This window comes from Methanococcoides burtonii DSM 6242 (genome assembly GCF_000013725.1).
GTDB lineage: Archaea > Halobacteriota > Methanosarcinia > Methanosarcinales > Methanosarcinaceae > Methanococcoides > Methanococcoides burtonii.
On record NC_007955.1, the window covers coordinates 135,032 to 148,677 of the forward strand.

Below are 13,646 nucleotides of genomic sequence, written 5' to 3' on the forward strand. Positions count from 1 at the left end.
AACAGAGGAATATAGTTCGTCAAGTGCATCTTCGAGGTCTGCAAGTCCCTAGTTTATTTTCTGGTGCTCCTGCGGATAGAGTACTTTTATGTACATCAGGCTTCTGCGAGTATTGTCCAGGCCAATCTTTAGTGTGGATTTTGCATCCATGTAAAACTCAGCAGCCACAACAGGGGAACTGTTCCCAGGGATTTTCACTTTATTGTGGATGATCTTCAGGTTATAAACAATATTGTCCCTGTTCGAATCACCAAGTTTTTCCTCTCTTTTGCCTGCTCCCTCGATCGGATCTGCTTTAAGAAGATCTTTCTTTAACTCATCCAGCTCTTCGAGGGACAGTCTTATTCCTTCGAATTTGTCTTTGATAACAGGTCTGAGTATTTCTTCCTGCTTTTTGATTTCAGCCTTGACAGTACTCGAAAGCTCAACTAATTCAAAAACGACATAATGCGATTCTTTCTTTTCCTGCTTTTTCCCAAAAAGCCTTTCAATAAACTTCATATCTGCAATAAAATGATGTAATATTTTAGGGTAGTGATTTATCAGTTGTCAAGAAACTACTCAAAGTTCTCTGCCAATGTACAATTCGATAAATGCACGAATAATACATAAACTTTCCGATAGTTGGACTGGGTTTTTGAAATATCGGTGGTCCGATGATTCGAATAAGAACAAATTGCCGCCTCACAATGATGCCAAATAGATATCTTAGAAAATGGGCTCTGCAAAATCCTATTTACAGGCAGGTACATAAAGAAAATCCATGAATGATATAATCTCTTTTATATCTGATTTTTATATGTTACTATTGTCACAAGTTCTATTCTATCTAACGAAATACTGGAGAAGAAAATAAGCCCTTTGAGAAAGTTCCTTGGTTATTTCTGGGGTCCACTTCCCTGTCCATCATGTCCTGAACCGGCGGTCAATGTACTCTATGAGTTTGCGCCCTGATATCTCGATGGTCGCCGCCGCTGAGCGTATGTAGAATTCCTCCTTATCGCCCTCTTTTAAGAATACGGGGATGTCACTGGGACTGCAGTCCACCCTCAGTACAAACCGACCTTGGACGTTCACCAGCTCCGAGTCGATATAGGGCAGGAACTCATTGCCTATACTGCGTCCTATCAGGTTTGTGAAATGCAGATTGAACTTATCGTTGTTCTGGAAGTTATCCTCCTCGATACCCAGGATGGTCTTGTCATCACAGACACCCACCAGCAGATGACCACCATTGGAATTCAGATATGCTACGATCGTCTTTGTGACCGCGTGTTCGATCCGTTTATCGGGTTTTGACGTATGCAGATTCATCCTGAGGGTGGACTTGAACTCCAGTTTTTGTCCCTCTCCCTTATTGATTAATTTCAGCAGTTTCTCAGAGGGATCTGTTTGTTCATGGTATCGTTTGAAGAACCGAGGATTCATTTCAATGAACCTTATGACCGCCTGATCCAGCAGGTGCTCCCTGTGGTGCCGTATATACACGAATCCAGCTACCGCCACCGATAATGTTACTGCGAGATTGATACCCAGGTAGATGATCAGATCGAGGGTCGTGGTCCTCATGTCGTACCGCTGCACATTAAACTCGAACAGAAATTCCATTGTAAAAATGAAGATCTCCATGATCGTTGCTATGGTAAATGAAAGGCAGAACGAGAACGCGGCAACAATGGCAGGGGTCAGACCTGTGGTCGTCCGCCTCTCCCTGAACAGTAGATATGCCAGTGAAAACCCTATCGCACCTATCACGAACGCGGACAGGGCGTGTACAAAGAGATACCACCACCAGTACCTCTGGATCAGGGGACCCATTGTTTCGGGAAATATGGACAGGTAGATGAAGATCAGTATAAGTGTCTCGAATAGTGAGGGGAAATCAAACTCCCATTCCTTTTCGATGATCGTTGGCAAAAACGTCAATGTCAGGGCGAACAGGGCCAGCACAAGGTTGAGCCAATCATTCCTGACCACTGCGATCACCCCTGCGGCGGCCAGCAGTGCTCTGAAGGTTATGGAGAAGTACAACCTGATCCTGTCTGCATTGTCCATTGTTCCGTTACCATGTAGCCGACAGTTTAAATCAATATTGATATCAGACCGAGACGGTGCTCATCCTCTCAACCCACACCTGATCCCGCACAGCAATACTACCACATCGTTCGGTTCAGCATACCCAACAATGGTGAGCCTGTAGGTGACGCTCAACCGCTCGTCATCCGCCCCTGTGTAGCTGTCAATGATCCCGACAGCCAAGAACCCTGGCATCGTTCTCAATGACATCCTTTCCTTAATCCCTATTTTACTTCCTGCTCACCTTTCCAGTCCATTCTTCCAGATTCTCTTTTCGGACCACTCTACTATATGCTCACAATATCTTGTTGCAATATAGTAGCTTGTGAAAGCCAGCAGTATTCCTCCTATCATGTCTGTAATCCAGTGGATTCCAAGGTAGAGGATCGTGAAATGAATTGCAATAGTAACTACAACTGCAATTGCCTTAAAACTGATATGAGATGTTCGGGATATGATGATCAACATTGTCATAAAGGAAAGTGCTGAATGAAGGCTTGGGAAGCAATTGTTAAGTGAGGGGGCACATATGTGTATAAAAGATACGATGGATGGATCAAGTGTATAGAGCAATGGTGCCATATTAGGTAACACTTTGCTGGTTACATACACAGGGAACCATGTGTAGAATGGGTATGCTATCAGGTAGATGAGTGTAAAGGCAATCGTGAACTCCTGCAGGCTCTTTTCATCTTTTTTGTATGCGAATAAAAGGAATGTACCAATCAGCAGTCCCGTGAATCCGATAAGGTAGACAAAGGCTGAAAGGTATGTGAGCCATGGCGTTGCAAACTCCTGCAGATGAGTTACTGCATTTCCTTCTATCATAACCATGAGTTTATCATATTAATGTTGGACTCAGATTCAACAGATGGTCAATGGTCAATTGTAGCAGCATCAGTCCAAATACAAGGGTTGCAGCAAATGTATGAAGTCGGAAATGGCGAAAGTTATTTTTGTTAATCGACTTTATCAGTGTCTCTGAAAAAAAAATCACTTTGAGCATTTTTGCACCCGTTATATTATTTAAGGATCTCTTCAACATCGTGTGGGTAACTAAATTTATTTGTATCTGCCTTTCAAGCGTCATAGAATTCAAAGAACTAATGCAAATCGCAATCGAATGGATTGAAATACCACATCACGATTAAAAGATTGCACGGGGAGATTATCTATAATTGCGAATGTTTATTTGCAGGACATTAAAATTACCCACTCGATGTTAATGAGAACCTTATTTAATTAGTATAAATAAAATCATAATACTTAAGTATTATAATGAACCCTAATGTACAGCTTCAACCTTCCACACCTCTTACTTTATCCACCCTGCTCCGCTCTTCCCAAATATCCCGATACTTATACAACGTGCTAGCAGGAATGTTCAGCACCCGTGAAATCTCAGCCCATGTCAACCATTTCTTCCTATATTTCATGACCTCCCTCTTATCAGGCTCTTTGGTAGGTCTACCCCACACTTATCATTCTCTTTTTTATATCGTTCGATACCGACCTTGATACGTTCCTGCAAAATCCGTTTTTCATTCTCAGTCACCCATCCAAACAATGATGTAAGCAACCTTCTATAATGAGAATCTTCAATCGTAGACCATGATTCACTTGGGCTCAATGAAACGACCCTGATGCCTTTATCTTCGAAATCCATCACTAGATTCAATGTTCTCTATACTTAGTTTGCTTGAGGATTTCTACAGAGCCCAAATTTCCTATATATATTAAGCATATAAAGAACTTATTCACTAATCCAAGCCTTAGCTTCAGATAATTCTTCGTTATTATATGTCTTTACTTGTCCGGGAATCATATATTTGAACAGTTCCATGGCATGGTTCATCCATTCCACGTCAGATACAACTGCAATCCTGTCAAATGAAGTGATGTTTTTCACACCAAGCTCCATGTCCTCCAACATCGCCTTCCGGCTAAATTTCTCATAATCTGGACCTAGTTGATAGAGCACACGAATCTTTCCATACTCCTTGACCTTGTCCTCAATAACAGGAACCAGTATATTGTCATAGTCCTCTCCTTTTACCACTCCAGTTAAACGAACTGCTACTACTTTATCTGGCAAACCCTGTATCATCTCAATCATTCTACTCCCCCCTTCTTTGATATGCTTATTTTATTAGTCTAAATTCATTAACATCAAATCTCTTATCTGACTGTATATAAAAGTATTCCTCTCAGGCTCTGCAGAAAGCTACCAAAATTAGTATCTTTTGACTCAATTAGATAAATTGTACCAGTGCCTAGAAATATGTAGTGAAAAATACGTATTGAAAAGGAAAAAATAACATACGCAGGAATTATTCGAGCAATTTTAATAATATCTTTTGGAAAAGATTACTTTGATAAAGCTTGGAAAAACCATTGGAACAGAATGCAGGTAAGATCAGTTTCATTTTATAAAAAAATAGGGATTGATATTGAAGTTTTAGCAAGTGAATATGATATTGAAATTTATGATGAATCTACGGTAAGTGAATAACACTTGAATGTTATGATTTTGGTTAGAAATTGGTATAACTTATTCTAAATTCAGTAGTTCTCTAATTTTTGCTTAACCCCATAAATCCACATCAAACGGCACATTTATATACGGTTAAAAATTCCCCTCCATGTTACGTCGACTAGAACTAACTCCAACCCACTCATCAAAACTGTTTTACAGCCTCTTCTCGACAATATACATATTCCAATCAATGGTTCTCTCAATTGCAAAGATCTATTTGCCAGTGTTCTTGGCATGGCAACATGGAATCGTTCAATTCATTCAATTCATAAACAGTATCATAAGATTCCTTGTGAAACATCAATGAGATTCCATTTACAAAAAACCGAGTTGGATCAACTCATTGAACACAATACAAAAATACTCTTACAATCATCACTTGAAACTCTCAAACAAAAGAAAAAGCACGACTTTGCTATTGATTATACGAATGATCAATACTATGGAAGCATAGATGATAGCAATAATAGATATGTGATTAGAGGTCAAGCCAAAAAATCAACGAACTCATTCTATTCTTACATCTCGCTTTGCATTATTGACAAAGATGAAAGGGTAACAATTTCTGTGCTTCCTGTGGAAAAAGGAAACTCTAAGACAGATTATCTCAAATATTTTATAGACCAAATCAAACAGATTAAACTCAAGATCAATGTTCTTTGTTTGAATAGGGAATTCTATTCAAGAGATGTTTTTTCTTTTTTACAGGAAAATGAAGTTGCACATATTGTTCCTGTTGTTAAAATGGGAAAAAGGTTAAAAGAAATTATTGATGGAACTAAAAAGCGTTGTGACACATATACGATGAATAGCACAAAAGGAAAAGTGGAGCTTGTCCTTGCTATTGATGTCAAATACAGGAAAGGGAAGCGAGGAAAGAATGGATGTGAGAACCTTGGATTTGTTGTTTATGGGATTGATTGGGATCCAAGAAAAGTCAGTGACACTTACAGGAAAAAGTTTGCTATAGAATCGTCTTATAGGATGCGAAATGTGGTAAATCATAAAACGTGTTCTAAAGACTCTATGTTAAGATATTTTTATGCGCTGATATCGTTTCTTTTCAAAAATGCATGGGTGTCAATACAGAGAATGCATTTCATAAAAGTGAAAAGAGGACCAAAGACGATTGAATCTGATATGTTTAGGTTTGATATGTTTGTTCATTTAATTGTGGAATGGGTGAGAAGAAAGTTGAAAGTTAGGTTAATTGTTAAGTGTTTTAGGTGAATGTGGAGATATTATATGACGGAGAATATATTAGTGAAGTACTGATATTATCAGCATCTCCCTTCCTGAGCACTTCAAGGGTAGCTGGAGTTGGTACAGGCAGAGTCCCATGTGCACATTCTATTGTTCCACTTTTTACGAGTGAGTGTTGCGTTAAGACATGACGTCTATCAGAACCTCCTCAGTTCAATAAAAATTGAGTTCTCCTGATGTCATTAGTAAATATTTTGTAACTATTCAGCCTACCTAGAGTCAATCCTGTATTACCAACCTTTACACAAAAAGATTAGAAGCTCAAACAATTGTTGGAATAAATGGCATTCCAGCAATTGCATTTCGAATTGCATCCATCACAGGAACCTGATTCTTCTTAACAGTAGAAATGTAACTTCTTACCCGCAAGAAAATTAATGCTCCTTGCATACTTCGGAATGTACCCGATATCTTCTGCTGTACTTTCATCATTCTCACATCCCTTTCTGCAAGATTATTCTCAAATGGAACTTTTAGATCATGCATAAACCTGAGAATATCATTTTTATAACCAATAAACCGATCCAGCAGATTTTTTGCTGTGGTTTGTTTAGTTCTTCCTCGCTTCTTTGATTTGGCTTGAAGTTGAGGATTTTCTTCTATCCCAATATGAATTATCTGGCCGTACCAATCTTCAAACTCTTTAATTCTCTCTGGTTTCATACAACCAGACATTTCTCGGATGGTCAACTGATTTTTTGACATCAATAATAGAATATTCATAGCTTTTGACCACAATTGATCATCGTTCTCGCTTACACTTGTTAATTCTCGCAATAGATGAGCATTACAGATCGAATGATCACAATCATATTTGTAATATGATTTCCAGAAATCATGAACTACTGTACCATTGAAATTTGGTAAGATTCCCATCGCATTCATTGCTTCAGAGCCTCTTTTTTGATGAGGATAATAACATGTCATTTTGTTTGTAGAAGCAACATGTAACCACTGTCGTTTTCCTTCTATCCTCATACCAGTTTCATCACAATTTATCACAGGAGATTCTATTAAGAAGTTCTTGATCTGCTGTTCGAAATCTTCAAGCGATCTCTCACAATTGCTACATTTGTGTACTTTGTGAATTATAACTTCGTCAGGAACATCTACCATTCTGAGAGTAGTTCCAGGATGGTCTTTCTGACCACCTGGTTTCTTTCCACTCTTTTTTCGTCTGCTTTTTGTTTTTGGTTTCTCATTAATAAAAACATCAGTTGAAGGTGGTTTACTGCTGTTTCGGCTGTTTTTTTTGAGTTGCTCTTCCAACTTTTTAACTCGTTCTTCGAGTTCGGTTATTCTGGCAGCTTGTAGTTCTATGATCCTTTGTTGTTCAGCAATGATGTCGTACAATGTAGTGACAAGAGTGACAACTGCTTCGGGACCTTGTTCATAAACTGCTAGGATTTCTTTGCGTTTCGTGTTCATTCACCTCCTGTTTGGCAAAACCAATTGATTTTTTGGGTGTGAACTTAAATAGAATGCTACTACTTGCTTTTTTCGTAAAAATCCATGTCAGAAGATGAAATAGATTGAGGTGGGGGGATTTTAGCACGCAAAGGTGGCTGAATAGTTACAATAAATATATTAAATCTCTAAGAAAAGTGCGAGATGAATCCTATGATGAAATAAGCCAATTTTTGTATTCATAAGGCTCTATTGTACTCTATGGATACAATACAATGTTAGGGTATTTTGCAATTGACCTTTATAGTAATGATGGGCAGATAATATATTCTGAAGCAGCAATTAATGAGATCTATGATGTTGTAAAAAATCAGGCAAATGAGTGTGGGGTGAATAGTATACCTGTGGTGTTTCAAATTCCGGTTTTATTTTTTTCGTGTTCTCAATATATCTTACACATTCACAGATATCATCATTGTTTCTTCTTCTCCCTTCCTCCAGCCCGGATCTCCAACAAAAACACCAGGCTTCCTTCCCCACTTCTCCCCTCTCTTATGTTAGTATGTACATACTTCAATAAACAATATTAAAAGGTGACAATGTCACCTAAAACTTTCCTTTATTTATTCTCTCCTATCCGTTCTGGTAATGGTGACATTACCGGCAATTTTGGAACTATTATAATTCATGGAATATCTCTCTAAAATGATGTCCTATGTCAAAAGCAAATCAAAATCTACTGGAGTACCTGAGAAAGGTTATCGACCGTGAAAAAGTAAAGAATAAATTTCCCAAAGCTCTAATGGGGCTTGAAATTTGCGTGTTCGCATCAGTGCCAAGTTAGATCGAACGATCTTGGCATCTCTCAATAAGTATATATTAAGTAAAACACCTTTTTTTAGTGGGGAAATGTAATTCGGGGTGTTCCAGGGCTTCTGGATCAATGCAATATTGACTCTTGCACTATGCTGGCATATTACACCCTACAAGCAACCCGAATGAGCAACTTTAATAGAATATTAAAACTGCTTCAATACATTTTGTAAATACACTGGGAGTGACAATCAATGGACAAGATGAAGAAAATAGGTATATTGGGAGCAACTGCTTTGATCGGTGCAGGACTGGCAGCACTATCTGAAGAGAGGATCAGGGAGTATGTCAAAGATAAGATTGAAGCAGGAACAATGAGCAAAGAAGAAGGCAAAATGCTTGTTGAAGACATCGTGAGTGAAGTAAAAAAGCAGAAGTTTGATCTGGAAAAGAACATCATTGAAAAGGTGCACAGCACGATCAAGATGGCTGATAAGGAGCTTGTAGAACTTTCAGATAAGATCGATGAAATGAAGATCCAAGAACTTGAGGCTGAGCTTGAGAGAATTAAGAGCTTGAGGGAGGCTAACAATTAAATTATCAGGGTACTGACAGTAAAGCCAATTACTCTTTCTTTTTTTAATTGATCTCTATTTCGTATCGATATCGTTAGATTTATTTATTTTGAAGAAGGTTGACTGTCAAAGTGGGGCTATCATGCAAGGGAACGACCTTTCAATGGAAGAGATCGAAGATCTGGGCTACTATGATTTCATGAGCTATCTTGGAGTGCCATATTTTCATGTGGGTGGCTTGACATCAACGAAAAGATTGGCTGAGCTGTGCCAGATCAACAAAGCCAGCAAGGTGCTGATGGTTGGGTGTAGCACGGGGTTCAGTGCATGTTTTGTAGCTGAAAGGTTCGGTTGTTCTGTTGTTGGTGTCGATATTGCAGAGATCTCCATCAGAAAAGCAAAGGGGAGGGCAAAGAGCTTAGGTCTTGGGGATGGAGTGGAATTCCATATAGGTGATGCCTATGACCTGCCCTTTGAGCCTGGTACTTATGATGTGGTGATCACTGAGTTCGTGGCACAGTTCCTTGATATGGATAAAGCGTTCCGGGAATTCGTACGTGTATTGAAGCCCGGAGGCATGGTGGGGATCAATGAGATGTACAGGGATGCGGATATCCCTCCAGCCATAGAGGAAGATATCCAGGAGGCTGAACGCATCTTTGGTGAGCTCACACAGTTACCTTTTTCCATCTCTTCTCCTGAAGAGTGGGAACAGCGACTCGAAAGAGCGGGATTGAGCGAGGTTCATGTATATAGGCATCATCTGTCTGTGAGCCTGAAGGAACTAAAACTGGTGATCAGGGCAATGGGCGGGCTCGGGAAATTTACTCAGCTGTCCCTGGGTTTGATGAGTGGAATGGCCAGATATGCTTTGTCGAGCAAGAAGATAAGGAACAGGTTCAAGCAGATCAGCAGGGGTAAAAGGATACTGTTGAATAAGAGATCTACTTCGAAGTATGTGGGGTATGTTCTTGGTGTTGGTAAAAAAGTTTAAGATTCTAATATTTCATAACAAATGATGGTCATTAATATGGCTATCTTTCTATGATGATGTTTCGTATGAAGATGCACAAATTGTTGCAAATTAATATTCAACTGCCACCCAAAATTTTCATCTGTATCCTTATTTACTTGATTTAAAAATTAAGACAAACGAAAGTAACATTTCTCTCATAGCAAGTGAAGACATCGTACGAGGAGTGGGCTATCCTGACGGTGAGCTTGTTGATGAAACCACTGTACATAGTAAAAAATCTCCCGGTTTGACATTATTCTTTGTTATTTTAATCATAATTTTTGCTTTTATAATTTTAAAGAAGAGTGAATTAATTGTTTAACACCAGGCTTCCTTCTAACTTCGACACTTTCATTTTTCAGTATGTACACACTTCGATATATAGTGAAAAAGTACTAATTTAGTCTAAAAGTTTCAATTATATTATAAAATGACAATATAGAGTTACAAAACATCAAAACAAAGGTAATTATCTTCGAAGTCTCCCTAAAGATCAGTTCCATGTCATCATTCTTATAACAAATGGAATAATCATAACAACTTCTAACAAGGTTGGGCTAAAAATTTTGCTAAAATTACAATTTAGTCTACTATTTTTACATATTAATTATTACACGAATCGGCAGTAAATCGCATTTCTCTTAAATAATACATCTGGCAAACTATCGGAAAATACAATCATCTAGATCTTAATTTTGCGTAAAGTATATTGCTGGTTTATGCACTATTTTCGTATGTTATGAATGATGATACAATAATTTTAGATCAAAAAAAACTTGCTGCGATTTCAACAAATACTCGTATCAAGATATTAAAAACTCTAGTGTCCCGGCAAATGACCATTTCGGAATTGTCTCGTTGTATGGATTGTGCAAAGTCAACGTTACTAAAAAATCTCAAAATTATGGAAGACGCTGGGTTTATTGAAGTTAAAAGAAATGAAAATAAATGGGTCTATTACAAATTAACCCATGATGGAAAAGCATTATTACAATCAAATTATCCTGAAAAAACAAACCAATTTAAAATTATGATAGTTCTTGGTTTTTCATCAATAGTATCTTTATCATTTGGAATAATCGCGTTATTAAATTTAATATTAAAACCAGTTTCTAATTCATCAGATAGTATAGATTCTCTCCCTGCAGCAATTAATCCTACTTTTTATGTTTATTTCTTCTTCTTTTTTGGATTCGTTTCTCTGCTCATATTCTGGAAATATATTTTTAAAAAAAGAAAGAGCCAGAAGTTGGCTCTTAATTAACCAAGTTCATATTGTACGGATAGCACTTCTCCAGAATGAACATCAATCCAAGCTATTGGAATTGGTTCCTCATTTCGGATGCTGTCTATAAATTTAACACGCTGGATAAGGTGAATATCGTGAACTTGGTTTTCACGATAGTTGTAATCTATCCAAAACAGATCCATTGACTGAATTTCCACATCATCGTTTTTGGACAAAGGTGTCCAGGAACTCATATGCTTGTTCAATATTTTTCCGATTTCCTCTTCAGATAATGAAGGTTTTGTATCAATCTTCATGACTTGAGATTCTGGCATTTTCCATCTTTTTCTATAGCTTACAACTTCCCCCGTTTCTGCATCAAGGTTTAGAATTATTCCATCGGATAATGAATTTATTCCGTTAATAACTCGATCATAATGGACTGCATATGTTGCAGGTAAATTCTCTCCAGTAGATGAATGGAATATTACACTTGAAAATATAGTTCCATCAATGTTGCTTTTCTTCTCGAGATAATCATTTGCAATTTCGTTTGCCTCTTTTGAAGAAATAGGGGTTGGAGTCTCAATATTTAGTCTGCTCTTTAACTCTTTATAGACATAAATGGTATCTCCATTATAAGGATCGATTCCTGAAAGAACTGCTCCCCCATCTAAATTTTTTGATGTGAACATCCAAATATATCCAAAAATATCATCTTCTACTAATCCTCCGGTAATTGAGTTTTCTAAAACATCGGGATTTTCAGATTTCATTTGTTCTTTTGCTTTTTCCAGAGTGAGAGTCAATGCTTTGTCTGATGCATCAACATATTTTGAGTTTTTTACGTTGTTATCTTCATATATTGTACCAAATGATTCGGCGGCAAATGACATTGCTACCGTTAATAAGATGACACTAAGTACTATTAACACATTTGAATATTTCATATACGATCACCTATTTTAAGTCCTTAAACAAAGTGTTGAATCACCAATTAATCGATAGTTTGCTACTGATGTATCATCACCATACTCTTCTTTAGTTTCATCGGCAGCATAACTTGCAGCTGTAGAAACTGGAACGTTTGTAAAGGTTCCTAAATCAAAAAATTCTGAATAAAACAAGGCATTGTGGAGTGTATAAACGGTTTCTTTATATCCAAAATAAGTGTCAAACCCTTTATTTATAAAAGAATTTCCTAAATCTGTATATTTCGCGGATGAGCATGCTCCTGCAAAAATAAATCCACTATTTCTTGAATCCATACCACTTGTAACTTCGTTATCGTAAAGTTTGCTATCATCTTTAAATTTAATAAAGCTACTAAGCAAAAATGTATCACCATGTGAATGAATAAGAACTACGTTTGTAGTTGTTGTATCATCTAATAAATCAATATTATCAACAAAAGCAGTGTCACTTGATGCTCCTGTTTGATAATCTGTAATCGAACTGATGTCTGAGATCAAAAATAAGTCCGATTTGACATCGTTGCATTTCGAATTAATATAACTTATCGTTGATGCACTTATGTCTGGAAATTGTGTTCTACTTCTATCAATTATTGCATCAGGTGTTGCTGATGCAGATATTGTACAAATAATTAGCAAAAAGCCAATCGTACATATAAACTTTGTTTTGTTTATTTTCTTCAAGTCCATACTTATTCTCCATCTAGTATTAATCAAGAAAATAATATGGCAACATTACAAATAAAATAAGTGTTTATATTTACTTTTTGGGAACAAAACCAAAAATAATTAATAAATTCAATTTATTACTTCTATTTTTTCATTTTTTGGATTGAATGATACTGTGAGATTAAAGAATATCATTATCTCTCTTCTAAAATAAGAATATCATATCTCGATGATCTCTTGGATACTCCTGATACTTTTAAGCGAGTCTCTATTAGGACATTAATTTAAATAGAATAGAATGTAGATTATTATGACTGATATGGAATAATGTGTAGGTGATACAATGAGCGAAGAAAAGGGTAAACTTAAGTATGTATTTATGATAGCTTTTCTATTGATCATAGGTGGTGTATTTTCTGCTTATGCAAGTTTTTCATTACTCGGGCCTAAAGATCTGGGGGTTGAATATACCCATGAGGATTATCTGAGTGCTTTGGAAAAAACGGGCATGGAAATCGAATACAAAGGGCTAACTGGCGAAGCATTAGAAGAATATAAAAAGGATGCGCCAAAAGAATCATTTCATGATTATAATTTTGAATTCTCAGAATATGAAAGAAAAGAATTTACTTTAACTGCAGAGGAATCAACAGCTCTGCTAAATGAGATCGCACCTGCATTTTGGTGGTTTGATGATCTGCAAGTAAAAGTTTCACCTGATGGGACTATGGAAGGATCGAGTACGGCTGATATAAAAAGGCTTAAAGCTGATCTATATTCAGATGTTGTAGATGATGTCCCTATTCCGTTACCAAATACCTTAAATATCTATAGCAAAGGACAGATTAGCATTACAAATAACCAATTGAGTGCACAACCGGAATCATTCAAGCTTGGACCTGCTTCGCTTCCAACTAAATACATGTCTGACGAAAGCGTAAGTGTAATGGAAGATTACTTCCCTAGAATTTATACGGTTGTTCCGGGTCTTGAGATCAATAGTTTAACATCGAATTCAAATGGTGAATTTGTTTTTGATGGAGTTATTCCTCAGAAAGTCTCTGTAACTGAAAAGTAAGGATTGGAGGAG

General features: G+C 37.1%; 16 protein-coding genes and 1 pseudogene. 7 read left to right on the forward strand and 10 right to left on the reverse strand.

The genetic code is table 11. The features are described 5' to 3' along the window. Positions 1-48: 48 nt before the first annotated feature. Together MBUR_RS00805 and MBUR_RS14035 are read right to left on the reverse strand one after the other, a co-directional pair. The gene (locus MBUR_RS00805) at positions 49-501 is read right to left on the reverse strand and encodes a hypothetical protein (protein WP_011498332.1); all 453 of its coding nucleotides are present in this window, start codon (positions 499-501) and stop codon (positions 49-51) included. Between the two features lie 405 nt (positions 502-906). Continuing rightward, complete coding sequence (locus MBUR_RS14035; protein WP_198003766.1) at positions 907-1,488, reverse strand: AlbA family DNA-binding domain-containing protein; 582 nt, start codon at positions 1,486-1,488, stop codon at positions 907-909. A 79-nt stretch (positions 1,489-1,567) separates the two neighbouring features. Between MBUR_RS14035 and MBUR_RS14040 the strand changes: the two genes are divergently transcribed. Further along, entirely contained in the window at positions 1,568-1,843 is a 276-nt protein-coding gene (locus MBUR_RS14040; RefSeq protein WP_198003768.1) for a hypothetical protein, read from the forward strand. After that, positions 1,844-2,200: a hypothetical protein gene (locus MBUR_RS14045; protein ID WP_198003770.1), complete on the forward strand. Its 357-nt coding sequence runs from the start codon at positions 1,844-1,846 to the stop codon at positions 2,198-2,200. A gap of 116 nt (positions 2,201-2,316) precedes the next feature. On the opposite strand, the gene MBUR_RS00815 is transcribed toward MBUR_RS14045, so the two are convergent. From MBUR_RS00815 to MBUR_RS00825, 4 genes are all read right to left on the reverse strand, one after another. Continuing rightward, on the reverse strand, positions 2,317-2,910 hold the full coding sequence (locus tag MBUR_RS00815) for a phosphatase PAP2 family protein (protein WP_011498334.1): 594 nt from the start codon (positions 2,908-2,910) through the stop codon (positions 2,317-2,319). 464 nt (positions 2,911-3,374) lie between these two features. Then, positions 3,375-3,512, reverse strand: a complete 138-nt coding sequence (locus MBUR_RS13655) for a hypothetical protein (protein WP_157196603.1) — start codon at positions 3,510-3,512, stop codon at positions 3,375-3,377. Then, complete coding sequence (locus tag MBUR_RS00820) at positions 3,509-3,742, reverse strand: recombinase family protein (RefSeq protein ID WP_048063115.1); 234 nt, start codon at positions 3,740-3,742, stop codon at positions 3,509-3,511. Before MBUR_RS00820 ends, MBUR_RS13655 begins: the two co-directional genes overlap by 4 nt. An 87-nt stretch (positions 3,743-3,829) precedes the next feature. Beyond that, positions 3,830-4,192, reverse strand: coding sequence for an STAS/SEC14 domain-containing protein (locus MBUR_RS00825; protein ID WP_011498336.1), 363 nt, complete (start codon positions 4,190-4,192; stop codon positions 3,830-3,832). A gap of 654 nt (positions 4,193-4,846) precedes the next feature. On the opposite strand from MBUR_RS00825, the gene MBUR_RS00830 reads away from it, so the two are divergent. Continuing rightward, the gene (locus MBUR_RS00830) at positions 4,847-5,842 is read left to right on the forward strand and encodes an ISH3 family transposase (protein WP_011498337.1); all 996 of its coding nucleotides are present in this window, start codon (positions 4,847-4,849) and stop codon (positions 5,840-5,842) included. A gap of 58 nt (positions 5,843-5,900) precedes the next feature. Here MBUR_RS00830 and larC read toward each other — a convergent pair. Both larC and tnpC read right to left on the reverse strand, forming a co-directional pair. Further along, positions 5,901-5,990: pseudogene (larC, locus tag MBUR_RS14670) on the reverse strand (nickel insertion protein); the annotation flags it as partial. A 146-nt stretch (positions 5,991-6,136) separates the two neighbouring features. Beyond that, positions 6,137-7,303, reverse strand: a complete 1,167-nt coding sequence (gene tnpC, locus MBUR_RS00835) for an IS66 family transposase (protein WP_011498338.1) — start codon at positions 7,301-7,303, stop codon at positions 6,137-6,139. 1,046 nt (positions 7,304-8,349) lie between these two features. On the opposite strand from tnpC, the gene MBUR_RS00840 reads away from it, so the two are divergent. From MBUR_RS00840 to MBUR_RS12755, 3 genes are all read left to right on the forward strand, one after another. After that, complete coding sequence (locus MBUR_RS00840) at positions 8,350-8,691, forward strand: hypothetical protein (RefSeq protein ID WP_011498339.1); 342 nt, start codon at positions 8,350-8,352, stop codon at positions 8,689-8,691. A gap of 121 nt (positions 8,692-8,812) precedes the next feature. Then, positions 8,813-9,664 carry a class I SAM-dependent methyltransferase gene (locus MBUR_RS00845; RefSeq protein WP_011498340.1) on the forward strand — a complete coding sequence of 284 codons (852 nt, stop codon included), beginning with the start codon at positions 8,813-8,815 and terminating at the stop codon, positions 9,662-9,664. A 760-nt stretch (positions 9,665-10,424) separates the two neighbouring features. Continuing rightward, entirely contained in the window at positions 10,425-10,949 is a 525-nt protein-coding gene (locus tag MBUR_RS12755; protein WP_052286169.1) for a winged helix-turn-helix domain-containing protein, read from the forward strand. Here MBUR_RS12755 and MBUR_RS00855 read toward each other — a convergent pair. Together MBUR_RS00855 and MBUR_RS00860 are read right to left on the reverse strand one after the other, a co-directional pair. After that, positions 10,946-11,863, reverse strand: a complete 918-nt coding sequence (locus MBUR_RS00855; RefSeq protein ID WP_011498342.1) for a hypothetical protein — start codon at positions 11,861-11,863, stop codon at positions 10,946-10,948. The two genes, MBUR_RS12755 and MBUR_RS00855, sit on opposite strands and share 4 nt — an antisense overlap. Positions 11,864-11,878: 15 nt before the next feature. Next, positions 11,879-12,577 carry a hypothetical protein gene (locus MBUR_RS00860; protein WP_011498343.1) on the reverse strand — a complete coding sequence of 233 codons (699 nt, stop codon included), beginning with the start codon at positions 12,575-12,577 and terminating at the stop codon, positions 11,879-11,881. 322 nt (positions 12,578-12,899) lie between these two features. Between MBUR_RS00860 and MBUR_RS00865 the strand changes: the two genes are divergently transcribed. After that, positions 12,900-13,634: a hypothetical protein gene (locus MBUR_RS00865; RefSeq protein ID WP_011498344.1), complete on the forward strand. Its 735-nt coding sequence runs from the start codon at positions 12,900-12,902 to the stop codon at positions 13,632-13,634. Positions 13,635-13,646: the final 12 nt, after the last annotated feature.